The organism is Aeromonas encheleia, from assembly GCF_900637545.1.
GTDB classification, from domain to species: domain Bacteria; phylum Pseudomonadota; class Gammaproteobacteria; order Enterobacterales; family Aeromonadaceae; genus Aeromonas; species Aeromonas encheleia.
In genome coordinates this window covers 3,055,629-3,081,631 of sequence record NZ_LR134376.1, presented here as the reverse complement: position 1 = coordinate 3,081,631, position 26,003 = coordinate 3,055,629, and the positions used below count along the sequence as shown (strand labels likewise).

At 61.0% G+C, this 26,003-nt stretch carries 24 protein-coding genes, 1 tRNA gene and 1 pseudogene; 21 read left to right on the top strand and 5 right to left on the bottom strand.

The window, feature by feature from the left end:
• Nucleotides 1-41 precede the first annotated feature (41 nt).
• The 16 genes and pseudogenes from EL255_RS14265 to EL255_RS14190 all read left to right on the top strand — a co-directional run bounded on the left by EL255_RS14265 (nt 42) and on the right by EL255_RS14190 (nt 12,364).
• Complete coding sequence (locus EL255_RS14265) at nt 42-722, top strand: T3SS regulon anti-activator ExsD domain-containing protein (RefSeq protein WP_269471657.1); 681 nt, start codon at nt 42-44, stop codon at nt 720-722.
• 15 nt (nt 723-737) lie between these two features.
• Nucleotides 738-1,163, top strand: a complete 426-nt coding sequence (locus tag EL255_RS14260; protein ID WP_042654961.1) for a YscB family type III secretion system chaperone — start codon at nt 738-740, stop codon at nt 1,161-1,163.
• On the top strand, nt 1,136-2,989 hold the full coding sequence (gene sctC / locus EL255_RS14255) for a type III secretion system outer membrane ring subunit SctC (protein ID WP_170176013.1): 1,854 nt from the start codon (nt 1,136-1,138) through the stop codon (nt 2,987-2,989). Before EL255_RS14260 ends, sctC begins: the two co-directional genes overlap by 28 nt.
• The gene (gene sctD, locus EL255_RS14250) at nt 2,986-4,287 is read left to right on the top strand and encodes a type III secretion system inner membrane ring subunit SctD (RefSeq protein WP_042654959.1); all 1,302 of its coding nucleotides are present in this window, start codon (nt 2,986-2,988) and stop codon (nt 4,285-4,287) included. The genes sctC and sctD overlap by 4 nt, the downstream gene beginning before the upstream one ends.
• On the top strand, nt 4,250-4,453 hold the full coding sequence (locus EL255_RS14245; protein ID WP_042654958.1) for an EscE/YscE/SsaE family type III secretion system needle protein co-chaperone: 204 nt from the start codon (nt 4,250-4,252) through the stop codon (nt 4,451-4,453). The genes sctD and EL255_RS14245 overlap by 38 nt, the downstream gene beginning before the upstream one ends.
• Nucleotides 4,450-4,719, top strand: a complete 270-nt coding sequence (sctF, locus tag EL255_RS14240; RefSeq protein ID WP_408608776.1) for a type III secretion system needle filament subunit SctF — start codon at nt 4,450-4,452, stop codon at nt 4,717-4,719. The genes EL255_RS14245 and sctF overlap by 4 nt, the downstream gene beginning before the upstream one ends.
• Nucleotides 4,719-5,072, top strand: coding sequence for a YscG family type III secretion system chaperone (locus EL255_RS14235; RefSeq protein ID WP_042654956.1), 354 nt, complete (start codon nt 4,719-4,721; stop codon nt 5,070-5,072). Before sctF ends, EL255_RS14235 begins: the two co-directional genes overlap by 1 nt.
• On the top strand, nt 5,069-5,626 hold the full coding sequence (locus EL255_RS14230; protein WP_042654955.1) for a YopR family T3SS polymerization control protein: 558 nt from the start codon (nt 5,069-5,071) through the stop codon (nt 5,624-5,626). The genes EL255_RS14235 and EL255_RS14230 overlap by 4 nt, the downstream gene beginning before the upstream one ends.
• Entirely contained in the window at nt 5,626-5,964 is a 339-nt protein-coding gene (gene sctI / locus EL255_RS14225; RefSeq protein ID WP_042654954.1) for a type III secretion system inner rod subunit SctI, read from the top strand. Before EL255_RS14230 ends, sctI begins: the two co-directional genes overlap by 1 nt.
• A 6-nt stretch (nt 5,965-5,970) precedes the next feature.
• A complete protein-coding gene (gene sctJ / locus EL255_RS14220) occupies nt 5,971-6,708 on the top strand; it encodes a type III secretion system inner membrane ring lipoprotein SctJ (protein WP_197720896.1) in 738 nt (245 codons plus the stop codon).
• Entirely contained in the window at nt 6,708-7,334 is a 627-nt protein-coding gene (locus EL255_RS14215; RefSeq protein ID WP_042654952.1) for a Yop proteins translocation protein K, read from the top strand. The genes sctJ and EL255_RS14215 overlap by 1 nt, the downstream gene beginning before the upstream one ends.
• Complete coding sequence (locus EL255_RS14210) at nt 7,313-7,951, top strand: HrpE/YscL family type III secretion apparatus protein (RefSeq protein ID WP_042654951.1); 639 nt, start codon at nt 7,313-7,315, stop codon at nt 7,949-7,951. The genes EL255_RS14215 and EL255_RS14210 overlap by 22 nt, the downstream gene beginning before the upstream one ends.
• A 95-nt stretch (nt 7,952-8,046) precedes the next feature.
• Nucleotides 8,047-10,056, top strand: coding sequence for a patatin-like phospholipase family protein (locus tag EL255_RS14205; RefSeq protein ID WP_197720895.1), 2,010 nt, complete (start codon nt 8,047-8,049; stop codon nt 10,054-10,056).
• 2 nt (nt 10,057-10,058) lie between these two features.
• The gene (locus EL255_RS14200; RefSeq protein ID WP_042654950.1) at nt 10,059-10,457 is read left to right on the top strand and encodes a type III secretion system chaperone family protein; all 399 of its coding nucleotides are present in this window, start codon (nt 10,059-10,061) and stop codon (nt 10,455-10,457) included.
• A gap of 186 nt (nt 10,458-10,643) precedes the next feature.
• Nucleotides 10,644-10,899, top strand: a pseudogene (locus tag EL255_RS21625) (IS3 family transposase); the annotation flags it as partial.
• A 260-nt stretch (nt 10,900-11,159) separates the two neighbouring features.
• Nucleotides 11,160-12,364 (top strand): IS3 family transposase gene (locus tag EL255_RS14190; RefSeq protein ID WP_126623264.1). Its coding sequence is split into 2 segments (ribosomal slippage): nt 11,160-11,478 and nt 11,478-12,364, totalling 1,206 coding nucleotides; the frame shifts between segments, so codons are not numbered across the junction.
• Here the strand turns inward: EL255_RS14190 and EL255_RS14185 are convergent.
• The 3 genes from EL255_RS14185 to EL255_RS14175 all read right to left on the bottom strand — a co-directional run bounded on the left by EL255_RS14185 (nt 12,353) and on the right by EL255_RS14175 (nt 14,354).
• On the bottom strand, nt 12,353-12,910 hold the full coding sequence (locus EL255_RS14185) for a hypothetical protein (protein ID WP_197720894.1): 558 nt from the start codon (nt 12,908-12,910) through the stop codon (nt 12,353-12,355). The two genes, EL255_RS14190 and EL255_RS14185, sit on opposite strands and share 12 nt — an antisense overlap.
• A 541-nt stretch (nt 12,911-13,451) precedes the next feature.
• Nucleotides 13,452-13,527, bottom strand: a tRNA-Thr gene (locus tag EL255_RS14180).
• Nucleotides 13,528-13,613: 86 nt separating this feature from the next.
• Nucleotides 13,614-14,354, bottom strand: coding sequence for a phosphatase (locus tag EL255_RS14175; protein WP_042654940.1), 741 nt, complete (start codon nt 14,352-14,354; stop codon nt 13,614-13,616).
• Between the two features lie 488 nt (nt 14,355-14,842).
• On the opposite strand from EL255_RS14175, the gene EL255_RS14170 reads away from it, so the two are divergent.
• The 4 genes from EL255_RS14170 (at nt 14,843) to EL255_RS14155 (ending at nt 22,142) form a co-directional block, all read left to right on the top strand.
• On the top strand, nt 14,843-15,496 hold the full coding sequence (locus EL255_RS14170; protein WP_033129885.1) for a TetR family transcriptional repressor PsrA: 654 nt from the start codon (nt 14,843-14,845) through the stop codon (nt 15,494-15,496).
• Between the two features lie 48 nt (nt 15,497-15,544).
• On the top strand, nt 15,545-17,869 hold the full coding sequence (locus EL255_RS14165; protein WP_033129884.1) for an acyl-CoA dehydrogenase: 2,325 nt from the start codon (nt 15,545-15,547) through the stop codon (nt 17,867-17,869).
• A gap of 162 nt (nt 17,870-18,031) precedes the next feature.
• Nucleotides 18,032-21,094, top strand: coding sequence for an efflux RND transporter permease subunit (locus EL255_RS14160; protein ID WP_042654939.1), 3,063 nt, complete (start codon nt 18,032-18,034; stop codon nt 21,092-21,094).
• A gap of 13 nt (nt 21,095-21,107) precedes the next feature.
• A complete protein-coding gene (locus tag EL255_RS14155; RefSeq protein ID WP_042654938.1) occupies nt 21,108-22,142 on the top strand; it encodes an efflux RND transporter periplasmic adaptor subunit in 1,035 nt (344 codons plus the stop codon).
• A 59-nt stretch (nt 22,143-22,201) separates the two neighbouring features.
• Here EL255_RS14155 and pyk read toward each other — a convergent pair whose 3' ends face one another.
• Together pyk and EL255_RS14145 are read right to left on the bottom strand one after the other, a co-directional pair.
• The gene (gene pyk, locus EL255_RS14150) at nt 22,202-23,641 is read right to left on the bottom strand and encodes a pyruvate kinase (RefSeq protein WP_042654937.1); all 1,440 of its coding nucleotides are present in this window, start codon (nt 23,639-23,641) and stop codon (nt 22,202-22,204) included.
• 161 nt (nt 23,642-23,802) lie between these two features.
• On the bottom strand, nt 23,803-24,657 hold the full coding sequence (locus tag EL255_RS14145; protein WP_170176012.1) for a MurR/RpiR family transcriptional regulator: 855 nt from the start codon (nt 24,655-24,657) through the stop codon (nt 23,803-23,805).
• 347 nt (nt 24,658-25,004) lie between these two features.
• Between EL255_RS14145 and glk the strand changes: the two genes are divergently transcribed.
• Nucleotides 25,005-25,973: a glucokinase gene (gene glk, locus EL255_RS14140; protein WP_042654935.1), complete on the top strand. Its 969-nt coding sequence runs from the start codon at nt 25,005-25,007 to the stop codon at nt 25,971-25,973.
• Nucleotides 25,974-26,003: the final 30 nt, after the last annotated feature.

The following is a 26,003-nucleotide window of genomic DNA, read 5'->3' as shown; positions in this document are numbered from 1 at the left end:
TGGTCGGGCGACTGTCCGCGCTCCGTTATCAGGATGCCGGAGTGATCACATCGCAGCAGATGGGGTTACTGCAACGCTTGTTGCCAAGAACCCAGCTGGAGACTTTGTTGGGTTCTATCTGGTTCCAACGTCGCCTGGATGCGGCGCTGGTCGTGTCGCGCCAGGAACTGCAGCAGATCCTGCGACTGGCGGGCAGTGAAGGCCACGACTGGTTGCAACAACTGGGGGACAGCATCAATCTGGCGGATCGCAGCCTGCTGTGGCACTGGGTGCTCTATCCCCTGCATCACTGGTGGGTTCAGCGTCTGGAGCCCCTCTACGGTAGCTGGCTCAACGAGAAGGAACAGCTGCAGGTCATGCGGCGGCAGCTCCGTGCTCAGGCGGTATTCTGGCAGACGGTCGTCGATGTGCCGGTGGATCTTGAGACCCGGATTGAGGCCCAGCTTGCCCAGTTGGACCAGCGTGAGCAGGAGTTACAGCAGTTGCAGGCACAGTGTGAGCAGCGTCTCCAGCTGGCCTGGCCTGCCTGGTATGAGCTGCAGAGCAAAGAAGGTGATCCGGATAGCCTGATGCCGGTACCGCTGGAGCTCGGCGCATTCTGGCATGCCCTGCAGGCTCTGCCTCATCAACCCGCTGCGGCGCAGACCCTGCACGAATGGCTGGCTAGCCGGGGGATCTCCCTGGCTCAGGATCACTTCTACTGGCAACCGCCCGCGCGTTAGATAGCCCGAGGAATTATGCACACTCTACTGAATCGATTGGCCGCAAAGCTTGGCCAAGGGGCTTTTATTGCCGATGCACAGGGTAAATACCATCTGCGGCTCGATGGTTACCCTCTTTTCTTGACGCCGAGGGCGGGTGAATTGTTGCTGAGCACCCCCCTAGAAAGCAGTCAGGCCGCGCAGGGGGAGGCCTATGATCCGGCGCTGTTGAAGCGCTTGCTGCAACAAGTGGTGGCCTGGGGGCGCCATGCTCCTCATGCCCTGGTGCTGGACGAGCTGGGCAACCTGCAACTGGAAGCCAGGCTTGGGCTGGAGGGGTTGGATGAGCAGCGCCTGGAAGAGCACCTGAGCCAGCATATTACCTTGCTGGAGCGGCTGGAACCCCAATTGACCGAGGCCGCATTGGCCCCCCAATGGAGACAGATGATATGGCACCCTTGAGTGTGCAAAGACTGGTTCGCCCTTTCTTGTGGCTCTGCATAGGTGCGACCGCCTGGCTGCGGCCCGTCGTGGCCCAGGAGCTGGACTGGATACCCATGCCGTACAGCTACGTCGCGGAAGGGGAGAGTCTGCGCGATGTGTTGGTCAACTTTGGAGCCAACTACGAGGTGTCGGTGGTGGTCAGCGACAAGGTCAATGATCAGGTCAATGGTCAGTTCGAGCATGACGAGCCGCTGGCTTTCTTGCAGCAACTCGCCTCCCTCTACAATCTGGTCTGGTACTACGACGGCAATGTGCTCTATGTCTTCAAGAACAGCGAGGTGCAGTCCCGTCTCATCAATCTGGAGCAGACAGGTGCGGCCGAGTTGAAACAGGCATTGCAGCGTGCCGGGATCTGGGAGCCCCGTTTTGGCTGGCGCCCCGATGCGGACAACCGCCTGGTCTATGTTTCCGGCCCACCGCGCTACCTCGAATTGATTGAACAGACCGCGGTGGCGCTGGAGCAGCAGTCTCAACTGCGCAGTGAGAAGACGGGTCCGCTGGCCATCGAGGTTTTCCCGCTCAAATATGCTTCGGCGGTCGATCGTTCTATCCAGTATCGCGACACCGATGTGGAGGCTCCCGGTGTGGCGACCATTCTGGCTCGGCTGCTCAGCGATGCCGGGGTGCAGATGGTCAACGGGGAAGGGAAGAAGGGCGGTGCCTCCGTGTCGGGTCAGGCCATAGTCCAGGCCGATCCCTCTCTCAACGCCGTGATAGTGCGCGATGCGCCGGAGCGGATGGCGATGTACGGCAAATTGATTGCGGCGCTGGATAAACCGGCGGCGCGCATCGAAGTGGCGCTCTCCATCATCGACATCAATGCCGAGGATCTCTCCCAACTGGGGGTGGACTGGCGAGTCGGGATCAGCACCGGTTCCAACCAGCAGGTGATCATCAAGACCACCGGCGATCGCGAGGGGATTGATGCTGGGGCTGCACTGGGTAGCCTGGTAGATACCAAAGGACTCGACTATCTGCTGGCCAGGGTCAATCTGCTGGAAAACGAGGGAAATGCCCAGGTGATTTCCCGTCCGACCCTGTTGACCCAGGAGAATACTCAGGCGGTGATCGACCACAGCGAGACTTACTACGTCAAGATCAGCGGTGAGCGGGTGGCCGAACTGCAGGGGATCACCTACGGCACCATGCTGCGGATGACGCCACGGGTGATCCAGATGGGTGAGAGACCCGAGATCAGCCTGAGCCTGCATATCGAGGATGGTAGTCAAAAGCCCAACAGCTCCGGCACGGACGGTATTCCAACGATCAGCCGCACCGTGGTGGACACCATAGCCAGGGTCGGGCACGGCCAGAGTCTGCTGATTGGGGGCATCTACCGTGACGCGCTGAGCGAGAGTCTGAGCAAGGTGCCTTTCCTTGGCGATATTCCCTATCTGGGCGTGCTGTTTCGGAGCAAGGAGAGTCAGACCCGGCGCTCGGTACGACTCTTCATCATCGAACCGAAGCTGATCGATGATGGCATCGCCCACTATCTGTCTCTGGGCAATGGTCAGGATCTGCGGGCCGGCGTGCTGGGGGCCGATGAGTTTTCCAACCAGAGCCTCTCTCTTGGCAAGGTGTTGAGTGGCGCCCAGTGCCAGCCACTGGCGGCCGCTCGCGAGGTGCAGCAACTGATGCGCCAGGCGGGCAAGAGCTCCTCCCTGACGCAATGCCGGATGGGTGGCGAGCTGGGCTGGCGACTGGTTGAGATGAGCAAGGAACAGAAGTGCAGCCCTGCCGCCCAATGGTGCATGCAGGCAGTCAACGACGGTGCAGCCCGATGAGCTGGAAATGCCGCGTGTATCGCGGGCTCAACCGCGGGGTCGAAGTCCCCTTGCCGGAGGGGCGCCTGGTCATAGGGGCCGATCCTCTGCAGGCCGATTTGGTGCTGGTGGATGAAGGCATGGCACCTGTGCATCTGGTGCTGATGGTGACTGCCGAGGGGATCACCCTGCAGGAGTGGGCCGAGGGCATTACCCCGACTCAGGATGGCATGACGCTTGAGGCCGGCGCCTTGCTCATGGCCGGGACACGGCTTGAGGCTGGCACCTTGCTCTGGAGTTTCTGCGACAGTGGCCGCTCGCTGCCTGAGCAGCTGGAGGTGTCGACTATCCTGGCCGCCCCCCCTCGCCAGCGGCCGCGTGCCGGTCGTGCCGACATCTGGATGGTGATGCTCTGTCTGGCAATGGTCGGGGGCGTGTTGACCCTGCTCGGTTATGGCTGGTGGCAGGGCCGTGATGAGAGTGACGTCGCCCGTGGTGAGCAGATGTTGAAGCGTTTTCTTGCGGCCCCGGCCTATCAACAGGTGGTGCTCAAGCATGCGGAATCTGGGCTCTGGCAGCTGTCTGGTTATGTCGATGAGAACAGCTCCCGCCTCGCACTGCAGCAATACCTCGAGGGCAACGGTTTCAGTTACCGGCTCGAGCTGCGCAGCATGGAGGATTTGCGCCAGGGGGCCGGTTTCATCCTGCAAAAGCTGGGGTATGAGCAGCTTCAGGTTCGCAATGGCAAGGCGCCGGGTTGGCTACGGCTAAGCGGTGAGATCGATACACAGCATGCGAAGTGGAGCCAGATAGAGTCGCTGCTCAAACAGGAAGTCCCCGGTGTATTGGGGGTCGAGAATCAGGTGCAGATTGCCGGCGTTTCTCGCAAACGGCTCGATGCCCTGTTGCAGGGTCATGGGCTGGCGGGGCTCTTGCGGGTGAAGGAGGTTGGCGATCGCATCGAAGTCTCAGGCTCATTGGATGAGGGTCGGATGGGGCAGCTTCAACTGGTTCAGCAGCAGTTTCGCAAGGAGTTTGGTAGCCATCCTGTGCTGGTGCTGCTCAGCCCGGATCGGACCCCCCGCCAGGATGAACTGGAGTTTGATGTGCGCAGCGTGTCGCTTGGCCGGGTTCCCTACGTGATCCTGGCGAACAATCTGCGCTACCCCGTCGGGGGGGCGACCACCAACGGGGTGCGGGTACTGGCCATTCGTCGTGATGCGGTGGTGGTGAGCAAGGGCAAACAGCAATACATCGTCAGGTTAACAGGAGACGAGCGTCATGATGACCCATTTGGAAGTGCAACTGTCAGGCGCTGATCCCGCGTTTGTCCGTGAGCTGCATGGGCAGTTTATCCAGGCACAAGGGACGTTGAAGCGGCAACTGCTGCGTGGTGGTACCCCGCAGCAGTACCGGCAGTGGCAGCAGGAAGTCGACGCCATCGAGGCGGGACTGAAGATCATTGAGAAAATAAAGGGAGAATGACCATGGCTAGTAGCCCAATTTTTGTAGGTGGAGGAGAGAATAACAACACCCTAGATAGTGTTGCTAATTCTCTGAAAGAACAGGCAAATGCAAGCAATAAAGCAGTCAATGACGCTATTGCTGATATGAAGTCTACCCCGGACAACCCCGCGTTGCTTGCCGAACTGCAGCACAAGATCAACAAGTGGTCGGTTATCTACAACATCAACTCCACCGTGACCCGCGCCATGAAAGACCTGATGCAGGGCATCTTGCAGAAGATCTGATGATGAACGCTCAACTCAAACGACAGCTTGCCGAACTGGCGCTGGCAGGTACTGGACATCACTGTCACCAAGAGGCGGCAACCATAGCCGATTGGCTGGCGGGTGAAACTGGCATGGCGGAGTGTGTGACGCTGATCCGCCTCTCATCTCTGATGAATCAGGGAGACTACCAGGGCGCGTTGCTGATGGGCGCGGCGCAGGGGAGCCCGGACATCGAGCCCTGGTTGGCGCTCTGTGAATGGCGGCTTGGCCAGTCTGATGCGTTGGCGGCGCGACTCGCCCGGCTGGAAACCAGCACCCAGCCGACCCTGCAGCAGTTTGCGGCGGGTCTGCGTGAGCAGATGGCGTCATGAAAATTGACAGCAACGAGCATTCCGCTCGGCAGGGGGGGCAGGAGTTGCAGGCGCGCCCCCCCGAGCCGGCAGCCCAGCGTCAGTTCGAACGATTGCTGGTCAAAGGGGTAGAACCTGATCTGTTTGCTCGCCGGCAACAGGGGGAGCCGCTCAAGAACCTGTTGGACAAGGTTCCCCCGGCCGCACAGCGGGATCTGCTGTGGCAGATCTACCAGCAGGAGGGCAAACCGGCACAGGAGATTGGCAAGCAGTTGTTCCAACCGGTGACTCAGCAACTGATCGAGCGGTTCGGTGGGCGCGAGTTACCCGTCGTCTCTGCCATCGACTTGCCCGAATTACGGGCCATGATGCGGGAATTTGATCCGCTGGCATCACGACGGGAAAAAGTACTGCTGAATATGATGGCGGACCTCAAGGGTGAGCAGGGGACACTGCCTCCCGAGCGGGAGTATCTGGGGGAACTGGCTCGCCGCGAGCTGATGACCCTGATCCCGCTCAACAGCATGGTGAATAATCTGATGCGCTATTCGCACAAACTTGATCTGGAGGCGTGATGGAAATTGCACAGTCTGCCCAGGCGGTCGTGACCAGCCTGGATGAGTTGAAAACAGCGGACGCCTCCTCTGCCCAGGTTGCCAGCTTCGAGCAGGCGATGGGGGCATCCTCACAGGGGTTGGGAGGCTCGCTGCTGGGGGATCTCGGAGAGATAAAGCAGCAGTTCGTCGAGGCCAAGAAGAGCCTTGAGGCCGAATTGGCCACACCGGGGGATGATCCCAACAGCCTGATGCAGATGCAGTGGTCGCTGATGCGCATCACCATGCAGGAGGAGTTGATCGCCAAGACGGTGGGTAAGATGAGCCAGAACGTAGAAACCCTGTTGAAGACCCAGTGAGGTAGTGTGAAGAGATCGATGCTGATGGGGGTGGTATTCACCTCCCTGCTCCTCAGTGGCTGCAAAGTGGAACTCTATACCGGGGTCAGCCAGAAAGAGGGCAACGAGATGCTGGCGTTGCTGCGTACCGAGGGGATCTCCTCGGACAAGCAGCCGGACAAGGACGGCAATATCAAGCTGTTGGTGGAGGAGTCCGATGTGGCGCAAGCCATCGAGACTCTCAAGCGCAAGGGGTATCCGCGTGAAAGTTTCTCCACCCTGCAGGATGTGTTTCCCAAGGACGGCCTCATCTCCTCACCGACCGAGGAGCGGGCCCGCCTCAACTACGCCAAGGCGCAGGAGATCTCACATACCCTTTCCGAGATAGACGGCGTGCTGGTGGCCAGGGTGCACGTGGTGCTGCCGGAAGGCAATGAGGGGTTCGGCAAGAAGACCTCTCCCGCCTCGGCATCCGTTTTTATCAAGCATGCCGCAGATATCCAGCTGGACACCTATATCCCGCAGATCAAGCAGTTGGTCAACAACAGCATCGAGGGCTTGGCTTACGACAGGATCAGCGTGGTGCTGGTACCGTCGGCCGATATCCGCCAGATGCCGTTGATGTCGCGCAACACCAGTCTCTTCGCCATTGAGGTGAGCGAAGCGTCCAAGTGGCGCCTGTCAGGCTTGATAGCCCTGTTGCTGGCACTGCTGGTGACCACCAACCTGGCCCAATACCTGTGGCATCGGAGCCGGAGTCGCTGATGGCCGTCGGTTTGACGCCTTACCAGTTGCGTTTCTGCCCGGCCAGCTACCTCCATGAGGCCCACTTTCCCGCCGCATGGTGCTGGCTGCAGGCGCCGTTATCGGATTGGCGGAGGCTGCCAGCCATCAACGGTGCCCTGCTCGACGAGCTGGCCTTGGGGATTGATTACGAGATGCCTGCTCGCTTGGGGGGGCTGGCCCTCTTCCCCCTGGCGGAACTTGCGCTGGTGCTGCGCCGTCTCGGCGCCGTGCTGCACGGGGAGGGGATTCGGCATTGTCTGCTGGCTCCCGCCCTGCGCGAGATCATTGCCTTGCTGGGGGAGGAGGGGCACAAGACCGTGCTCTCCCAGCTCGATCTGCTCATAGGACCCTGGCCTGCGGGGTGGCAGCGACCACTGCCAGCACAGCTGGATGGGGCATATCTGGAGCAGGCTGGGTTGCAATTCTGGCTGGCAGCGGTGGGGGATGCGGATCCTGATTGGGCTCGCCGTCTCGCCCTGCGGCTCCCGCCTGCGACGCAGGCTTCATCGTGGCGCCTGGTTGCCGAACAGCTGCCGCTGGCTCGGGCGCTCTGTCTCAAGATAGCCAAACAGGTAACACCACAATGCTGCCATTTGTTGAAATAAAGAGTGAGCACCTGCAACTGGCGCCGAGCCAGCGCATCTTGCGCAGTCAGGATTACCAATCCTACCTCAGCGCCCAGGCGTTGGTGGAGGCGGCCCGGGCGCAGGCGGCCGAGATAGTGCAGGAGGCCCACGCGGTTTACGAGCAGCAGAAGGCGCTCGGCTGGCAGGCGGGCATTGAAGAGGCCCGCTGTGAACAGGCGGTGCTCGTTCACCAGACCCAGTTGCAGTGCCAGACATACTACCGCACGGTCGAGCAGCAGATGAGCGAGGTCGTGCTGCAGGCCGTGCGCAAGATCTTGCAAGATTATGATCAGGTGGCACTCACCCTCAAGGTGGTACGTGAGGCGCTCTCTCTGGTGAGTAACCAGAAGCAGGTGACGGTGCGCATTCATCCCGACCAAGTGCAGGCCGTACGTGAGCAGATTGCCCTGGTGCACAAGGATTTTCCCGAGATTGGCTATCTGGAGATCTCGGCCGATGCGCGGCTCGATCAGGGAGGCTGCATCCTGGAGACGGAGGTGGGGATCATCGATGCCAGCCTTGATGGTCAACTGGACGCCTTGTCGCGGGCGATGTCGGCAACCTTGGATCGAGCCGAAGCCCACGGGATGAAATAAACGCCAGCATCGACAAAATCGCGGCTTTTGTTGCCAAACGACCACCGATCGCTTCCCTAAAATGGACACAATTCCATCGTAACAGGAGAAGCGCCATGCAGATTCAGCAAGCCCCCCGTCTTTCCCACCCGACCCAGTCAGGTGTGGTTGAACCATCCCCGAGTCAACGGCAGGAGATCGCCCCCAGCCTTGCGGCTACGCTGGGAGGCGTAGCAGGTCCACAACTGGAGTCGGTGAGCCACGCCCCCTTGGCCGCATCTTCGAAGCACGACATGATCTGCGAAGGTTGTGGTCCCCGCCAGGTGACCATCACCCGTCAGCAGGATGGTTCGGCGTCCGTCACCCTGCAGCGACCGCCGCTCACCAGCCTGGTGCTCAGTGGCGGCGGCGCCAAGGGGGCGGCCTATCCTGGTGCCATTCAGGCGCTGGAGGCACAGGGCAAACTGGAGGGGATCCGCACTCTTTCCGGCTCCTCCGCCGGGGCCATCACGGCAGCCCTGCTTGCTGCAGGCATGAATGCCAGCGAGTTCAAGGCCCTGTCCGACAAGATGGACTTCATCTGTCTGCTCGATTCGCCGGTGAAAAGTATCAATCTGGCGCAGCACATGAGCGGGGAGAGTGGCAAGACGATCGCCGGCGTGCTCGAAAAGCTCAAGCTCGGCAAGCTGGGCAGCTTCGTACAACTGCTGAGCAACATCTTGCCGCGCCTGAAATCGGAGGCAGTCCCGCTTGAAAAGACGCTCAAGCAGGAGTCGGGTCGCTCTGTACTGGCGCAATTGAAGGCGCATCCTGAGCTGGCCAGCCGACCCGAAATTGCAAGCATTCGGCAGCGCCTCGAACAGGGGGGCGGTGTGACCTTCGGCGATCTGGCCCGGCTTAGCCGCCACATCCCGGCCATCAAGGAGCTGAATATCACGGGTACCGGCATGTTCGATGGCCGTCCCCAGATGATCCTGTTCAACGCCAGCCTGACGCCGGACATGGAGATTGCTCGCGCCGCCCATATCTCCGGCTCGTTCCCGATCGTCTTCAGTCGTCCAGAGGAGCAACACCAGCCTTTCCTGGCGCAGGGCGACCGGCTGTCACTGCAAGATGGCGGCGTCATGCTCAATGTCCCGGTGCCCGAACTCATCCATCCCGAGGCCAGGGGGGCGACCATCTCCGAGCACGATAACCTGATCCTCAAGTTCGAGGGTGACAGCGGCAAAGCGGCCGATCGCGGTACTCTCAAGGGGGCGGTGGCGGACTGGGTGGTTGGTGCGCCGGTCGGCGCCCGTTCTGCGCTGCAAACCAGGGGGCTGGATGCGTTTGCCGATCAGATGGTGACAGTGCCTCTCAAGAGCGAGCACGGCGACTTCACCGGGACCTTGAGCGGCACACTCAACTTCACCATGAGCGATGCCGACAAGCAGCATCTGCAGGAGAAGCTGGCCGAGGCGGTGGGACAACATCTGGACGTCAGAGCAAGCGACCGCAAGGCTTACCAGTTCCAGGATCTGGAATCGGCCCTGTTGGCGCTCTCCGAGCGGGATTTTGCTGCGGTGGCCCGGGAGAGCTCCCCCGAGGTGCAGGCGACGGCTCATTTTCGTCAGGCCGCTCAGGAGCAGCTCTCCGTCGTCGTGGCATCGGTTCTGAGTCAGGACCCGTCGGTCCGACTCGAGCTGTCGGGCTCCCTGGCCCAGGCTCTTGGGCAGCTTGGTGAGCTGGTAGATTCACCGGCCCGGCGGGACTGGCTTGCCACTAAGTTTAACCAAGGGGACAACCCTGCGCTGGCACGGCTGCTCGATACCCCGAGTCCGACCGGGCGTTTCACTGTGCTGGATCAGGGCAAGGAAGAGGCCAAACGTCGTGAGGTGGCGACGGTGGCCCACAACATCATTCAGGAGGTGATTTATCCTTCCTTGTTCCGTCCTGGCCAGCCAGACGCCAATGTTGCGCTGCTGCGCAAAACCGAACACGCCCTCATCGACGCCATTGCACCGGCCGAAGTCAATGCGGCCCTGGGGGAGCTGGCCGACAACTATGGGGCCCGCAACAAACCCTGGAGCAAGCCTCTCTCATCCACCACTGTTACCCAGGCCCGATCCTGGATGATGAAGGAGTGAGCATGCTGGCCGATTGGTTGAGTGCGTCAGGACTGACCTTGCCTGCGGCGGGTGAGAGCCGCTTAATCCGGTTTGAGGACGCACCAGAGTTATGGCTCGAGAAGATTGGCGGGCAATATGTGCTGGCACTGCCGCTGGCACCGCTTCCCTCCAAGATGCTCGTCGGTGTCATGCTGCTGCTGTTGCAGGTCAACAGTCCACTCTCTACATTGCAACCGGCCAGACTGACCGTCGATGGTCAGGGCCAGCTGCTGCTGTGGTATGCCTTGGATGAACAGGCGGAGCAATCGGCGTGTCAGTCCGCCTGCGATCTGTTGCATGGCGGGTACCACGCGCTGCTTCCTTTATTGCAGGCTCCGGAGGAAAGCATTCCTGTCCGGGGAGGTAGTCTGTTTGTCTAAGTAAATAAAAGAGGGCTACCGCCCTCTTTTATTATGCGGATGCGCGGAGTTATTCGAACGTTTTTGGCGTCGACGCCATTTTGTTCTGAGCTTCACCAAAGCATGAAAAAGTGAATTGCTCCCTGAATTTCCCCCAGTTCTCTAGACACTCCAATGCCTTAAAATGAGGTGACTATTGGGGGGGTTATGACCCGTCAGCGTTATCCAGAAATATTCAAGAGCGAGTCCGTCAAGCAGACCACCGAGCGTGGTCGCTGGTGGTGGATGTTTTCCGTACCCGCGGGTCTTTTGCCGTAGGGGGTATGCTGGGCTCAAGTAATATGGGAGTTCCCCAGAGCCGCGACATGAAGAGTCTGCGCTGCAAGCTGCAAGCTGCAAGCTGCAATTCGTCGGCTATAAAGCCGAACTGCGTCAAGGTACCGAAGAGAGAAATATCTTAAAGGAGGCCACTGTAGATTCAATTGACCTACGCGCCAGCGAGAGGGCGAGCGGTTAATTGGATTGGTCAAACAGTCCTGGCAGGAAAGTGGCGGCGATTCATACTGCGTCCAGAGTTCGCCGAACTGTTCAAGTTCATACGCAAGGGCGACACATTGATCGTACCCGTTGTCTAGATTGGCCCCTGGAGGATCCTGACACTTCGCCCCTCTTAACTTAAGAGGTAGTCTTGGAACTATGTTCAGTACTAGTCGCAACGAGAAGATGGTCGAAGTGTTAACAGGAGCCGAGCGCCGTCGACGCCGGACTCCGCAAGAAAAAATCACCATTGTGCAGCAGACCTTTGAGCCCGGGATGACCGTCTCTCATGTTGCTCGCTTGCACGACGTCAACGCCAACCAGCTTTTCAAATGGCGCAAACAATTCCAGGAAGGCTCTCTCACGGCGATCACCGCCGGTGAGGATGTTGTTCCAGCCTCAGAGTTGGCTGCTGCCATCAAGCAGATCCGAGAGCTCCAGCGTCTGCTCGGGAAGAAGACCATGGAGAACGAGATCCTCAAAGAAGCCGTGGAGTATGGCCGAGCAAAAAAATGGATTGCGCATGCGCCCTTGTTGCCGGGGGACGACGATTAAGTGCTGTGAGCCAGGCCCTTAATGTATCGCGTGCGCAGCTATCCGTTCGTGTTCATCGAAAACCGGGTTGGCAAGATGGTCGTCATCATCGCCAGCGTGATGATGCTGCCTTACTTGGCCGGATCATGGAGGCGATGGCAGAGCTTCCCTCCTATGGCTATCGCCGAGTCTGGGCGCTGTTACGGCGTCAGTCAGAGGCAACACGACAGCCTGTGGTAAACGCCAAGCGGGTATATCGCGTCATGCGCGATCATGGCCTGCTGCTCGAAAGAAAACCGGCAGCATCATTGACCCAGCAGGCACATAAGGGGCGTGTTGCCGTCAAAGAGAGCAATCGACGTTGGTGCTCAGATGGCTTCGAGTTTCGCTGCGATAACGGTGAGAAACTACGTGTCACGTTCGCCATGGACTGCTGTGACAGGGAAACCTTGGACTGGGCTGCCAGTACTGGGGGTTACGACAGTGACACGGTGCAAGATGTCATGCTGAGGTCTGTCGAACGTCGCTTCGGGGATGTGTTGCCGGCATCACCGGTGGAGTGGCTGACTGATAATGGTTCGGCGTATCGAGCCCATGAGACTCGCGCGTTTGCACGAGAAATCGGCTTGGAGCCCAGAACGACTGCGGTGAGAAGCCCACAGAGCAACGGTATAGCGGAGAGTTTCGTGAAGACGATGAAGCGAGACTATATCGAGATGATGCCGAAACCAGATAGCCGAACAGCGGTAGGCAATTTGGCCATCGCGTTTGAGCATTATAACGAGCACCACCCGCACAGCGCCTTGGGATACCGTTCACCCCGGGAATTTCTGCGCAGTCGGGTATCACAACCCTAAGCGGGAAAAAGTGTCTGGATCTATGGGGTCAAATCCAATCCCGAAGACCCTGGGGTAACCGGCCAGTGGCCCCTCCGCCAGCTTTGGCAGTTGGCGGTAGTAAGCGGCGGGAAGACTGCTGCGGATCTCCTGGATCTGGGTTTCGACCAGATGATAATTATCGAGGAACCACTCAGCCGCATGAGTCAGTTCGCGCCCCTGCTCCAGCTCGGCCGCGCTGGCTCGGTAGGCGGTGAGCAAGACCCTCTCATTTTCTTTCAAACGGCGATGTAGCGGTTGCACCGCAATGGGCTGGGTCGTGACAGCTTGCGCCGCTGCCAACGTCATGGCATGAAGTTCCAACCGCTCGATACCGAACAGCTCTTCCCGGATGGGCACGTCATTTTGCCAAGGCGCTTGATGGCCAAACAGCCTGGTGTGCCAGCTACTCATCGGCTTGCCCTCGATGATGGGCCATGATGAGACATCAATTCGCTCTGTTCCCGGTTTGAAATATGCATGCTTGCTCCACTGTCTGCAGCTCGCTGAAGAGGCATGAAGGCTCATGATTTACCTGTCAAGGCATCATGGATGGGTCTGGGATGGGCTCTCTTGCAATCGAGGTTTCTGCAAATACGGAGACTATGAGGGGTATACGGAGGGCTGTCGGTTCGTTAAGGCACATATAAAAACCCATTACGATATGTGGCCAGCTTTTCTTCTGTAACGGTGTTTTGGTTTTTTATTGATGCCGGTGGTGTGGAGTAGGAAGTGGGGTTTGCGTAGTGGGCCATGTACCCGGTGACTGCGGCCTTCCGTCGTCAGTACCGGTTCAAGGCCATCCGAGCGCAAATGCCAATTAAAAGATCCAGTCAGTTGAGGCCCTAAGAACGACGGCCATTTCGACCCATCCCGAATTTCGGATAACCAACGCTGCTGGAACTGACCTCCCACACCCGGTACGAGTAGTCCCGGGCCAAGCGTTGATAGTTTCCTGCTGGTTCAATTCGACGGCTTGTAGTGGATCAACGGGGCTATTGCCTTACCCGACATGTAACCCCAGGCATGAAATTAACAAGGCCCGCATCGCTGCGGGCCTTGTTGTATCTGGTGCCGGTAAGAGGAGTCGAACCCCCGACCTTCGCATTACGAATGCGCTGCTCTACCAACTGAGCTATACCGGCCTGTCGTTAGATTCCCGAAAATGTCCTGGCAAGTCAATGAGCCTGAATCAATTTCATGTGTCAGCTCATGGAGTTACAGGCGCTCTTCAGAGATCCACAAACTCCGGGATATGGGCGCGGCCACGGCTCTCGAGAAACTCGAGCAGGGCGCGAGGGGAACGCGCCAGGATCCGCTCCTCGGGGAAGCCGGCCTCGTTGACCAGTCGCTGACAGTGTTCAAAATCCCCCAGGCTGAAGGCCACGTGGGAGTCGGAACCAAAGGTGAGATAGGCGCCCAGATCGCGCGCCGCCTCGACGATGGCGCGGCAGTTGCCTTCGCTGCCGGGGCGGGAGTGGATGAATGAGGAGTTGTTGAGCTCCAGCGCTACCCGATATTCGGCCGCTGCCTTGACCACCGCCTGGATGTCGATGGGGAAGGCAGGGTTGCCGGGGTGGCTTATCATGTCGACCCGGCCACTCTTGATGGCGTTGATCATGGCCTGGGTGTGGGTGGCCTGATCGCAGGGGGGAAACACCGGCTCATGGAAACCGGCCATGATCATGTCGAGCCGCGACTCGTAGCGCTCGGGGAAGTCGATCTCGCCGTCGATGTTCTTGATGTTGGCTTCGATGCCGCGCAGGATGCCGACCCCGTCGACCACCCTGGGCAACACATGCAGGTTGACGAAGTGCCAGAAGTGGGGGGCGTCGGCCATATCCGGGCCGTGATCCGTGGTGGCAAACAGCTTGATCCCCTTCGCCTTGGCGATGGGCAGGTAGTCATGAATGGTGCTGTAGGCGTGGGTGCTGGCGACGGTGTGCGTGTGGGTATCGACCTGGTACTTCATCTTATCTCCCCTCTGGCATGAGGCGTCAGCATAGCAAGATTAGCGGAGTCGGGCCATGTGGTGGCCTGCCATACTTTGTCACAAATTACGGCGAGACTGACAAAGTCTGACCATCTTTGCCTGTCAGGATGGAGCCATCGATGCAAGCCTGAACACCCATCGATGAGCCGGATCAGGATGGTTTGGCTCTCTTTTCCCCACCGTCGCCCCTGCGACGGTTTTTTTTGCCCGATTTTTCACCGAAGGGCCGCCATCGTGCCTTGCCGGATAAAAGCCGTATAAAAAAAGGCCCAACGAGCATGGCGCAGGTTGGGCGAGACTTAATGTTTAATTGCAGTGGCATAGATATAGAGTCCCGTTGGTCAGCTAAGTTCCCACCCTGTTCTCCCTTTTTTGATTAAAACATTTCGCTAACGCCTGTTCACATTCTCTTGACATGGATGTGCATGAAACGTACTTTTTAAACATTCGTTTAAGTGAGGTGTCCAGTGAGCAAAATCGATACCAAAAACCGTATTCTCGATGCCGCCGAGGTGTTGTTCGCCGAACGGGGGTTCGCCGATACCTCCCTGCGTCTGATCACCAGCGAAGCCGACGTCAACCTGGCGTCGGTCAACTACCACTTTGGCTCCAAGAAGGAGCTGATCCAGGCGGTGCTCGATCGCTATCTGAGCCTGTTCATGCCGGAGCTGGATGCGCGCCTGCATACCCTGATGGCGCAGGAGCAGCTGACCCTGCTGCAGGTGTTCGAGAGCTTTGTCGAGCCCCTGATGAAGCTGGTGGCGGTGCGTGCCAATGGTCCCGCCATCTTCATGCAACTGCTGGGCCGTGGCTACATCGACAGCCAGGGTCACCTGCGTCGCTTCATCACTACCCACTATGGCGCGACCCTGCAGCGGATCACCCAGGCGATTTCCAAGGCCAATCCGGCGCTGTCGCCGGCGGATCTGTTCTGGCGCCTGCACTTCACCCTGGGCACGGTCGTGTTCACCATGGCCTCCGCCGATGCCCTGCGCGACATCGCTCAGGCCGACTTCGGTCAGCAGCTCGATGTGGAAGGGCTGGTGCGCAACGTTATTCCTTACCTGGCGTCCGGTGTCGGGGCGCCCGTGGAGTCGACCAGGCTATCCCTGGCCGTGTAACAGCTAACAATAAATCAACGGAAACAGTGAAATAGAAGGAACTTGAGTATGATCACATTGCTTATCCTGCTGGTGCTGGCGATAGCCGTTGTGCTCGGCGTGCCCGCCATCCGTAAAAAGGTGGTGACCCGTCCCGTGTTCGGCGTCTTCAAGAAGATACTGCCGCCCCTGTCGGCCACCGAGCGGGAGGCCATGGAAGCCGGCTCCGTCTGGTGGGATGGCGAGCTGTTCCGCGGCAACCCCGACTGGAAGAAGCTGCACGGCTACGGCAAGGCCGAGCTGAGCGCCGAGGAGCAGGCCTTCATCGACCATCAGGTCGAGACCCTGCTCGCCATGGTGGACGACTTCAAGATCGTCAACGAGACCAAGGAGTTGCCGGAGCAGGTCTGGGATTATCTGAAGAAGGAAGGCTTCTTCGCCCTGATCATCCCGAAATCTTACGGTGGCCGTGAGTTCTCCGCCATCGCCAACTCCACCATAGTCACCCGCATCGCCACCAAGAGCCTGAGCGTGGCGGTCACCGTCATGGTGCCGAACTCCCTCGGCCCGGGCGAGCTGCTGATGCACTACGGCACCCAGGCCCAGAAGGATTTCTGGCTGCCGGGGCTGGCCAATGGCAAAGAGGTGCCCTGTTTCGCCCTGACCGGCCCGGAAGCGGGCTCCGATGCGGGCGCCATCCCGGACAAGGGGATCGTCTGCAAGGGGCTGTACAAGGGTGAGGAAGTGCTCGGCATCCGCCTGAACTGGAACAAGCGTTACATCACCCTGGCGCCGCGCGCCACCGTGCTGGGGCTGGCGTTCAAGCTGTATGACCCGGAAAAACTGCTGGGTGGCAAGGAAGAGCTCGGCATCACCTGTGCCCTGATCCCGACCAGCCACCCGGGTGTGCGGGTCGGCGATCGCCACTATCCCATGGGGCTGGCGTTCCTGAATGGCCCGACCTTCGGCAAGGATGTGTTCATCCCGCTCGACTGGATCATCGGCGGCCCGGAATACGCCGGTCGCGGCTGGCGCATGCTGGTCGAATGCCTCTCCGCCGGCCGCGGCATCTCGCTGCCTGCGCTCGGTACCGCCTGTGGTCACATGGCGAGCCGCACCGTGAGCGCCTACTCCTATGTGCGCAAGCAGTTCGGCATGTCCATCGGCAAGTTCGAGGGGGTGCAGGAGGCGCTGGCCCGCATCGGCGGCCTGACCTATCAGCTGGAAGGGGCCCGTCGCATGACCGCAGGCTCGCTGGACTTGGGCCAGGCACCGGCCATCGTCACCGCCATCTCCAAGTACCACATGACCGAAATGGCGCGCCAGATCATGGATGACTCCATGGACATCCACGCCGGGCGCGCCATCCAGCTGGGTCCGAAGAACTACACCGGCTACGCCTACATGGGCATTCCGGTGGCCATCACGGTGGAGGGGGCCAACATCCTGACCCGCAACCTGATGATCTTCGGCCAGGGGGCGACCCGTTGCCATCCCTACGTGTTTGCCGAGCTGGAAGCGGCGGCCGACACCGACGTGGAGCGCGGCCTCGAGAAGTTCGACGGCCTGCTGATGAAGCACGTGGCGTTCGGTGCCGGCAACTTCTTCGGCGCCCTGTTCCAGGGGCTGACCCTGGGCCAGTTCAACGGCGCCCCGGTGGGGGGAGAGACCGCCCGCTACTACAAGCAGCTGTCCCGCATGAGTAAGGGGCTGGCGCTCTGCGCCGACGTATCCATGCTGATGCTGGGGGGCGATCTCAAGCGCAAGGAGATGATCTCCGCCCGCCTGGGTGACGTGCTGAGCCACCTCTATCTGGCCTCTTCCACCCTCAAGCACTACGAGGATCAGGGCCGTATGGTCTCGGATCTGCCGTTCGTGCAGTATGCGGTGGAGCGCAACCTCTATCTGATCGGCAAGGCGTTCGAGGGCTTCTTCCAGAACTTCCCGAACAAGGTGGTGGGGGCCGTGCTCAAGCGGGTGGTGTTCCCGTTCGGCGTCGGTTACCAGATGCCGGCCGACGATCGTTGCCACGCCATCTGCTCGGCCATGATGAAGCCGGGCGAGTTCCGCGACCGTCTGACCGCGCTCTGCTACGTGGGCAAGGAGGAGTCGGATCCGGTCGGCCAGATGGAGCGTGCCTTCCTGGCCATGGTGTCGGTACAGCCCATCGAGAAGAAGCTGGTGCAGGCCCAGAAAGAGGGCAGGCTGCCACGCAAGATGGCGCTGCCTGAGCTGGTGGCTGCCGCCCTGTCCCAGTCCATCCTGAGCCAGGAGGAGGCCGACAAGCTGCTGGCCGCCGACGCCCTGCGCTACGAGGCGATCCAGGTTGACAACTTCGCCCCGGGCGAGCTGGAAGGACTGTCTCAACCGGCCCCGGTGGTGCACGCCGCCTGAGTCTGAACCCGAACCGAAAACCGGCCCAAGTGGCCGGTTTTTTCGTTTGTTAACCAAGCATTTACAATATCGATTAATTCCAGTTTAATGCAATGGCCCCCACCCTTGGGGCAGGAAGCCAGGCCAGCGGAATGGCCGATAACAACAACTCAGGAAGAGTGAATGAACCTCGCCAAAACGGCGATCGAACGCCCCATCTGGGTGGTGGTCTCGGTCGTGCTTGTTTTCTTGCTGGGCCTGCTCAGCATCCGGGGGCTGTCGGTCCAGCTGTTCCCCGACATAGAACGTCCCCACCTCAACATCTCGGTGAGCTGGCGCTCGGCCTCGCCCCAGGAGATGGAGTCTGAGATAACCGACCCCATCGAGCAGGAGATGCAGGGGGTGCAGGGGCTGATGAGCCTCGGCAGCAACAGCTACCCCGGTTTCACCGAGATCAACATGGCATTTGCGCTCGGCACCGATATGCAGCGGGCCCAGCTCGACGTCATCTCGCGCCTGAACCGGGTCTCCGGCCTGCCGGACCGCATCGATGGCCCCTACGTCAACAACTACAGCAGCAACGACACCCTCACCTTCTTCTTCATCCAGCAGCTGCCGGGGGCCAAGGGGGAGATAGATGATCATCAGGCGCTGATCGAGGCGCGGGTCAAGCCCGAGCTGGAGCGGATCCCCGGGGTGTCGACCGTGGAGGTGGAGGGGATCAACGAGCGCCAGATCCAGATCCGCTTCGACCCCTATCGCGCCGCCGAGCTGGGGGTGGAGATCCCCGTGCTCGCCAGCCGGGCCAGCACCGGCTGGGATGTGTCGGCCGGCACCCTCGACATCGGGCGCTGGGAGTACAAGCTGCGCTTCGCCGGTCGCTATGACGTGGCGACCCTGGGTGACAAGGTGGTGGACTGGCGCGATGGCCTGCCCATCTATCTGAGGGACGTGGCCGAAATCCGGCTGGCCCGGGAGGAGAACCCGGTGCTGCGCATCCAGAATGGCAACACCGCCATCGCGGCGCAGATCTTCAAGGAGAGCGGGGCCAATGCGCTGGCGGCGCTGGAGGGGATAAAGGCCAAGGTCGGCGAGCTCAATCGCGACGTGCTGGAGCCGGTCGGGCTGCACATGGAGCAGTCGTTCGATGCCTCCCTCTACATCAACCGGGCGGTGGGCATGGTGACCGCCAACCTGGGGCTCGGCGTGCTGCTCTCCTGCGCCATCCTCTGGCTCTTCCTGCGCCAGCTGAAGGCGACCCTGATGATAGCGCTCGCCATCCCCATCAGCATCATGCTCACCTTCTGTCTGCTCAAGATTCTGGACAGGACCCTCAACATCATCTCGCTGGCGGGCATCGCCTTCGCGGTCGGCATGGTGCTGGATGCGGCCATAGTGGTGCTGGAGAGCATCTATCGGCGCCATGAGCGGGGGGATCTGAGCAAGGCCGAGGCGGCGCTGGCGGGTACCCAGCAGGTGTGGACCGCGCTGGTGGCCTCGACCCTGACCACGGTCGCCATCTTCCTGCCGGTGCTGCTGCTCAACGACGTGGAGGGGCAACTGTTTGCGGATCTCGCGCTCACCATCGCCTGCGCCGTGACCGTCTCCATGCTGGTGGCGGTGACCGTATTGCCAGCGGTGGCGGCGCGCTGGATGGGGCGCGAGCGGCTGCTCGATCCCTACGATGGTTTGTGGCGGCGTACCACCCAGCGGGTGATCCGCTGGACCAACACGGCCCCCAGACGCTGGGCCATCATCACCCTGATGATGAGCGGACCCGTGCTGGCGAGCTGGCTGCTGCTGCCCAAGATGAACTATCTGCCGGACGTGAAGCGGGATGCCATCGATGTGTGGATGACCTTCACCCCGGGCGTCAATCTCAAGGCCCAGCGCGAGGAGGTGATCGACACCCTGATAGCCCGGCTCGCGCCCTACATGAAGGGAGAAAAGGAGCCCGCCCTCAAGAACTACTACATTTTGCGCTATCCGGGCGGTGCCCAGATCGGGGTGCGCCCCAGGGATGAGGCCAGGATCAAGGAGCTGGAGCGCCTGCTGATGGACGACTTGCTGGCCAATATCCCGGATACCAAGGCGTTCGGTGGCCAGGGCTCGCTGTTTGGCGGCTTCGACAGCGAGAACAGCATCTCCCTGCTGATCCAGGGCGGGACCCTGCCCGAGCTCTACCAGGCGGCCCGCGAGAGCATGGCCATAGTGCAGCGCGACTTGCCGGGGGCCCAGATCAGGCCGGAGCCCGGGCTCGACTTCACCGCCCCCGAGCTGCGGCTGGTGCCGCAGGATCGGCGCCTCGCCGAGGTGGGCTGGGATCGTACCCCCATGCCGACCATCATCCAGACCTTCGGCGATGGCCTGCGGGTCGGCGAATATTTCGACGGCGAGGACCGGCTCGACATCCTGCTGATGGGGCAGAGCTCGGCCAACCCGGATGAGCTCAAGGCCGTGCCGCTGGCCACCCCGTCCGGTCGCATAGTGCCGCTCGGCGAGCTGCTGCGGGTGGAGCACAGCCTGGGGCCGGCCAGCATCTTCCGGGCCGATGGCCGGCGCAGCATCCAGCTGTTGATAGAGCCACCGGCCGGCATGAGCATGGAACAGGTGCTCGACACCCTGCAGACCAAGAGCTTCGCCGCCATCCGGCCGTTGTTGCCGGCGGGGGGCGAGCTGCAGGTCGCGGGCAACGCCGACAGCCTGCAGCAGGCGCTGGACAACCTCGGCGGCATCTTCCTGTTCGCCATCATGATACTGCTGATCCTGCTGTGGGGGGTCTTCGCCTCCCTCAAGGATGCCATCCTGGTGCTGCTGACCCTGCCGCTCGCCACCGTCGGCGGGGTGCTGGCGCTGCACCTGAGCGGCCTGCTGGTGCCCTTGCCGATGGATCTCTTGACCATCATCGGCTTCGTCATCCTGCTGGGGCTGGTGGTCAACAACGCCATCCTGCTGGTACATCAGACCCGGATGGCCGAGAGGGAGGGCATGAATCGTCAGTCGGCGGTGGCTGATGCGCTGCAGAGCCGGATGCGGCCCATCGCCATGACCAGCCTGACCAGCATCTTCGGCATGTTGCCGCTGATGCTGAGCCCGAGCGAGGGCAGCGAGATCTATCGGGGGCTGGCCACCGTCATCGTCGGCGGCATGAGCTGCAGCACCCTGTTTACCCTGATCCTGTTACCCGCCTTCCTGCGGCTGGGTGAGCAGGTCGACGTGCCGCACGCCCTCCGGCAGCGGGCCTGAGCAAGGAGCTCATATGAAACGAGTGATGACAAGGATGGTGCTGGTCGGCGTGCTGGGGTTGAGCCTGCCGAGCCAGGCCAAGATGGTGACCCTGGCGGACGTGACCCAGGGGGACGCGGCGGCCAGCATCTGGGTCAGCGGCACCGTGGCGAGCCGTCAGCAGGCGGCGCTCAGCGCCGAGGTGAGCGGGCGGGTGGAGTGGATCGCCGAGTTCGGCAGCCGGGTCAAGGCGGGGGATGAGTTGCTGCGCCTCGACAGTGCGGCGCTGCGGCTCTCATTGGAGCAGTCCCAGGCCGAGCAGGCCAAGTGGGACAGCAATGTGCGCTACGCCCGCGCCGAGTTCCAGCGCCTGGATCGGCTGCGCCAGCAGAACAACGCCTCCCTCAGCCAGCATGACAAGGCGCGCTATGATGTGGAGCAGGCCGAGCTGGCCGAGCGGCTGGCCCGGGTGCAGGTGCGCCAGATCGAGGAGCAGCTGCGCAGGACCCACATCTTCGCCCCGTTCGACGGAGTTGTGAACGATCACTTTATCCAGCCGGGGGAACACGTGGATGCGGGCGAGCGGGCGCTGGAGCTGGTCAACCCGGATCAACCGGACATCCGGCTGCGGGCGCCCATCATCTGGGCCGGGCAGCTGCCAGCCCAGGCCCGGCTGCGGGTCGAGGGCGATCAGCTCAGCAGCCATGCGGTCTACTATCAGCGTGCGGCGAGCGCAGACCCCAAGTCCCGCCTCATCGAGTTGCGCCTCAAGCCCGAGCCGGGTCAGTTCATCATCGGCTCGCCGGTGCGGGTGGCGCTGCCGCTCGGGCAGCAGCAGACCATGTTGCTGCCACGGGATGCGCTGGTGCTCAACACCGAGGGCAGCGTGGTTTATAGGGTGGAGCAGAGCGGCAAGGAGCTGAAGGTGAACCGGGTACCGGTGACTGTGCTGTTTGGCGACAGCCAGCAGGTGGCAGTGAGCGGCGCGCTCAAGCAGGGGGACAGGGTGGTGGTGCGCGGCGCCGGCAGCCTGCAGGACGGCGACAAGGTGGAGCTGTTTCGCGGCTGATCCGGCCATGGCCCCATGAAAAACGGCTCCCGCGGGAGCCGTTTTTGTTGACGGGCGAGTTACTCGACCATCATCACCTTGCAGGTGTTGGTACTGCCCACGGTTTCCATCTTGTCGCCGTGAGTCAGCAGCACCATGTCACCGCTCTGGACCAGGCCCTTGGCCTTGAGGGCATCCAGTGCCTCGCGGCACACCTCATAGACCGGCTTGCTCTCGTCGCCGTCAAACAGCACGGGTGTGACGCCACGGTAGAGGTTGGTCCAGGCCAGGGTCTTGTTGTGGGGAGACATGGCGAAGATCGGCAGGCCTGAGCTGATGCGGGACATCAGCAGCGGGGTAGTGCCGGACTCGGTCAGTGCCACGATCGCCTTGACCCCTTCCAGGTGGTTGGCGGCATACATGGTGGACATGGCCACGGCTTCTTCTACCGAGGTGAAGGTGTAGCTCATGCGGTGGTTGGAGACGTTCAGGCTCGGGTGCTTCTCGGCGCCCACGCAGACGCTGGCCATGGAGGTCACCGTCTCGATGGGGAACTGACCGGCGGCGGTCTCGGCTGAGAGCATCACCGCATCGGTGCCGTCCAGCACGGCGTTGGCCACGTCCATGACCTCGGCACGGGTCGGCAGCGGGGCATTGATCATGGACTCCATCATCTGGGTCGCGGTGATCACCACCCGGTTCAGGCGACGGGAGTGACGGATCAGCTTCTTCTGCACGCCCACCAGTTCGGGATCACCGATCTCGACGCCGAGATCGCCACGGGCCACCATGACGGCGTCGGAGCCGAGGATGATGTCTTCCATCGCCTCGTCGGTGGCGACGGTTTCGGCGCGCTCGACCTTGGCCACTATCTTGGCGTTGGAGCCGGCCTCGCGGGCCAGTTCGCGGGCGTAACGCAGGTCGTCGCCGTTACGGGGGAAGGAGACAGCCAGGTAATCCACGTTCATGCGGGCCGCGGTCTTGATGTCTTCCTTATCCTTCTCGGTCAGGGCCGGGGCGGAGAGACCGCCGCCTTTCTTGTTGATGCCCTTGTTGTTGGAGAGGGGGCCAGCCACGGTCACCGCGGTGTGAATGCGGGTGCCTTCGACCTGTTCGACTCTCAGCTGTACCCGGCCGTCATCCAGCAACAGGATGTCGCCCGGGACCACGTCGTTTGGCAGGCTCTTGTAGTCGATGCCGACCTGCTCCTGGCAGCCTTCGCCCTTGCCGAGCGCGGCATCGAGCACGAACTTGTCACCGATGGCCAAGTAAATCTTGCCATCCTTGAAGGTAGAGACGCGGATCTTGGGGCCTTGCAGATCGCCCATGATGGCGACGTGGCGGCCGAGCTTGGCGGCGATTTCACGCACCTGGGTGGCGCGCAGGATATGATCTTCAGGAGTGCCGTGAGAGAAATTCATCCGCACCATGTCGGCACCGGCGCGGATGATCCCCTCGAGGATGCCGTCGCGATCGGTCGCCGGACCGAGTGTGGTTACAATCTTTGTACGTCTTGGCATGAAAGACTCCAATGTGAAGTTGATATGACTTGAAATACTGCCCCGTCAAGCACATGGCATGGCGCCCGCTTGCAGGCCATCTGAGTGGCCTTATGTTATTAAATTACAATACTACACCAAGCTGAATGGCATAGACAGCCGGGGGACGGGCCCCCGAACCTTCAGGAATTGTGCGGGGTATCGAAGCGGGATTCGCGCAAACCTTCTTTGACTTTCTTCAGGTTTTCGCGAAATTTCATGCCACGGCGCAGGGTAAAACCGGTCGCCAATACATCTACCAACGCCAGCTGGGCGATGCGGGAGGCCATCGGCATGTAGACGTCGGTGTCTTCCGGCACATCCATGGAGAGCACCAGATTGCACTCGCGCGCCAGCGGGGAATCCTTGGCGGTCATGCCGATCACGGTGGCGTCGTTTTCACGGGCCAGGGCCGCGATCTCCACCAGCGCCTTGGTGCGGCCGGTGTGGGAGATCAGCACCACCACATCCCCTTCGCTGCTGTTGATGCAGCTCATGCGCATCATGACGATGTCCTCGAAGCTCACCACCGGGATGTTGAAGCGGAAGAACTTGTTCTGGGCATCCCGCGCCACGGCCGAGGAGGCACCGAGGCCGAAGAAGCTGATCTTCTTGGACTGGGTAAGGATATCGACGCAGCGATTGATGGCGGAGATGTCCAGACTGTTCTTGGCGGCATCGAGGCAGGCCATGGTGGACTCGAAGATCTTGGCGGTGTAGGTATCGGGCCCGTCTTCCGCCTCGACATGGCGATTCACATAAGGCGTGCCGTTGGCCAGGCTCTGGGCCAGGTGCAGTTTGAAATCGGGGAAACCCTTGGTATCGAGGCGACGACAGAAGCGGTTGACGGTCGGCTCACTGACATCAGCCATCTTGGCCAGGGTGGCAATACTGGAGTGGATGGCGGTCTGGGGCGATGCCAGAATCACCTCCGCTACCTTACGCTCTGATTTACTGAAACTTTCTAAGTTGTTAGTGATCTTATCGAGGGTATTCATCATTACCACCAGGCATTTTTGTAATTTAACTTCAGTGTCTATGCACTAAATTCACGGTCAAGCAGCTTTCCTATCGACCCGATGACTATACAAGACAAGCTCTTACCGAAACTAATCTCGGCCCTGTAAAGTATGACTCATGTCTAATTATTTCGTATTTTGGGTTACAAACTTTCATTCAGCCCCTGAAAACGCTTACAAATGTTGCAAAGCAACAACACTGTGAGCGAGTGCACAGATGCATTCATCAAAGGCGCCGCCCGGGGGAGGGCTCGGGTAGAATCGCAGCCAAATAACAATGTCGGGACGGTAAGGGCCGCCCCGAGTCGGTAACGAAGGAGTTTGTTATGCAGCATACCCATGCGCTGGTCGGCGACGTCGGCGGCACCAACGCCCGGCTGGCCCTCTGTGAGCTGGCAACCGGTGTCATTTCCCAAGCAAAGACCTATTCCGGCCTGGCTCATCCCAGCCTGGAGGCCGTGGTGCGCCTCTATCTGACAGAGCATTCCGCCAAGGTTGGCGAGGCCTGTATCGCCATTGCCTGCCCGATCAACGGCGACTGGGTCGCCATGACCAACCACAGCTGGGAGTTCTCCATCAGCGAGATGCAGGCCAATCTCGGCCTGACCCGGCTGCAGGTCATCAACGACTTTACCGCCGTCTCCATGGCGGTGCCCGTGCTGACGGAGGCCGATCGCATCCAGCTGGGGGGGGCGGCACCGGTGGCCGGCAAGCCCATCGCCATCTATGGCGCAGGCACAGGCCTGGGGGTCGCGCACCTGGTGCAGGCCGGCGAGCGGTGGCTCAGCCTGCCGGGGGAGGGCGGTCATGTGGATTTCGCTGCCAACAGCGAGGAAGAGGATGCGGTGCTGCAGGTGATGCGCGCGGAGCTCGGCCACGTCTCGGCCGAGCGGCTGCTCTCCGGTCCCGGCCTCGTCAACATCTACCGCGGCCTGGTGAAGTCCGATGGCCGTGAGCCCGAGGCGCTGCTGCCCAAAGACATCACCGAGCGGGCGTTGGCGGGCTCCTGCCTCGACTGTCGCCGCACCCTGAGCCTGTTCTGCGTGCTGATGGGGCGCTTTGCCGGCAATCTGGCGCTCAACCTGGGCACCTTCGGCGGCGTCTATATCGCCGGCGGCATAGTGCCCCGCTTCCAGGAGTTCTTCCTCGGCTCTGGTTTCAGAGTGTCATTCGAAGATAAAGGACGCTTCAAACCCTATCTGAAAGACATTCCTGTTTTCCTCATCACCCACGAGGGGCCGGGTCTGCTCGGCGCCGGCGCCTATCTGCGCCAGTCCCTCGGGATCTGGCTCTGAAACAGGCCAAGAAAACGATTTCACCATGGT

Excerpts from the sequence above, each read along its gene's own strand:
- EL255_RS14175 (WP_042654940.1), bottom strand. The coding sequence starts at position 14,354 with ATGAAGTACCAGGTCGATACCCACACGCACACCGTCGCCAGCACCCAC.
- EL255_RS14210 (WP_042654951.1), top strand. The coding sequence starts at position 7,313 with ATGCTGCCATTTGTTGAAATAAAGAGTGAGCACCTGCAACTGGCGCCG.
- sctI (WP_042654954.1), top strand. The coding sequence starts at position 5,626 with ATGGAAATTGCACAGTCTGCCCAGGCGGTCGTGACCAGCCTGGATGAG.
- sctF (WP_408608776.1), top strand. The coding sequence starts at position 4,450 with ATGACCATGGCTAGTAGCCCAATTTTTGTAGGTGGAGGAGAGAATAAC.
- EL255_RS14145 (WP_170176012.1), bottom strand. The coding sequence starts at position 24,657 with ATGAATACCCTCGATAAGATCACTAACAACTTAGAAAGTTTCAGTAAA.
- pyk (WP_042654937.1), bottom strand. The coding sequence starts at position 23,641 with ATGCCAAGACGTACAAAGATTGTAACCACACTCGGTCCGGCGACCGAT.
- EL255_RS14245 (WP_042654958.1), top strand. The coding sequence starts at position 4,250 with ATGATGACCCATTTGGAAGTGCAACTGTCAGGCGCTGATCCCGCGTTT.
- EL255_RS14185 (WP_197720894.1), bottom strand. The coding sequence starts at position 12,910 with ATGAGCCTTCATGCCTCTTCAGCGAGCTGCAGACAGTGGAGCAAGCAT.
- glk (WP_042654935.1), top strand. The coding sequence starts at position 25,005 with ATGCAGCATACCCATGCGCTGGTCGGCGACGTCGGCGGCACCAACGCC.
- EL255_RS14165 (WP_033129884.1), top strand. The coding sequence starts at position 15,545 with ATGATCACATTGCTTATCCTGCTGGTGCTGGCGATAGCCGTTGTGCTC.
- EL255_RS14260 (WP_042654961.1), top strand. The coding sequence starts at position 738 with ATGCACACTCTACTGAATCGATTGGCCGCAAAGCTTGGCCAAGGGGCT.
- EL255_RS14155 (WP_042654938.1), top strand. The coding sequence starts at position 21,108 with ATGAAACGAGTGATGACAAGGATGGTGCTGGTCGGCGTGCTGGGGTTG.
- EL255_RS14235 (WP_042654956.1), top strand. The coding sequence starts at position 4,719 with ATGATGAACGCTCAACTCAAACGACAGCTTGCCGAACTGGCGCTGGCA.
- EL255_RS14200 (WP_042654950.1), top strand. The coding sequence starts at position 10,059 with ATGCTGGCCGATTGGTTGAGTGCGTCAGGACTGACCTTGCCTGCGGCG.
- sctC (WP_170176013.1), top strand. The coding sequence starts at position 1,136 with ATGGAGACAGATGATATGGCACCCTTGAGTGTGCAAAGACTGGTTCGC.
- sctD (WP_042654959.1), top strand. The coding sequence starts at position 2,986 with ATGAGCTGGAAATGCCGCGTGTATCGCGGGCTCAACCGCGGGGTCGAA.
- EL255_RS14230 (WP_042654955.1), top strand. The coding sequence starts at position 5,069 with ATGAAAATTGACAGCAACGAGCATTCCGCTCGGCAGGGGGGGCAGGAG.
- EL255_RS14215 (WP_042654952.1), top strand. The coding sequence starts at position 6,708 with ATGGCCGTCGGTTTGACGCCTTACCAGTTGCGTTTCTGCCCGGCCAGC.
- EL255_RS14160 (WP_042654939.1), top strand. The coding sequence starts at position 18,032 with ATGAACCTCGCCAAAACGGCGATCGAACGCCCCATCTGGGTGGTGGTC.
- EL255_RS14205 (WP_197720895.1), top strand. The coding sequence starts at position 8,047 with ATGCAGATTCAGCAAGCCCCCCGTCTTTCCCACCCGACCCAGTCAGGT.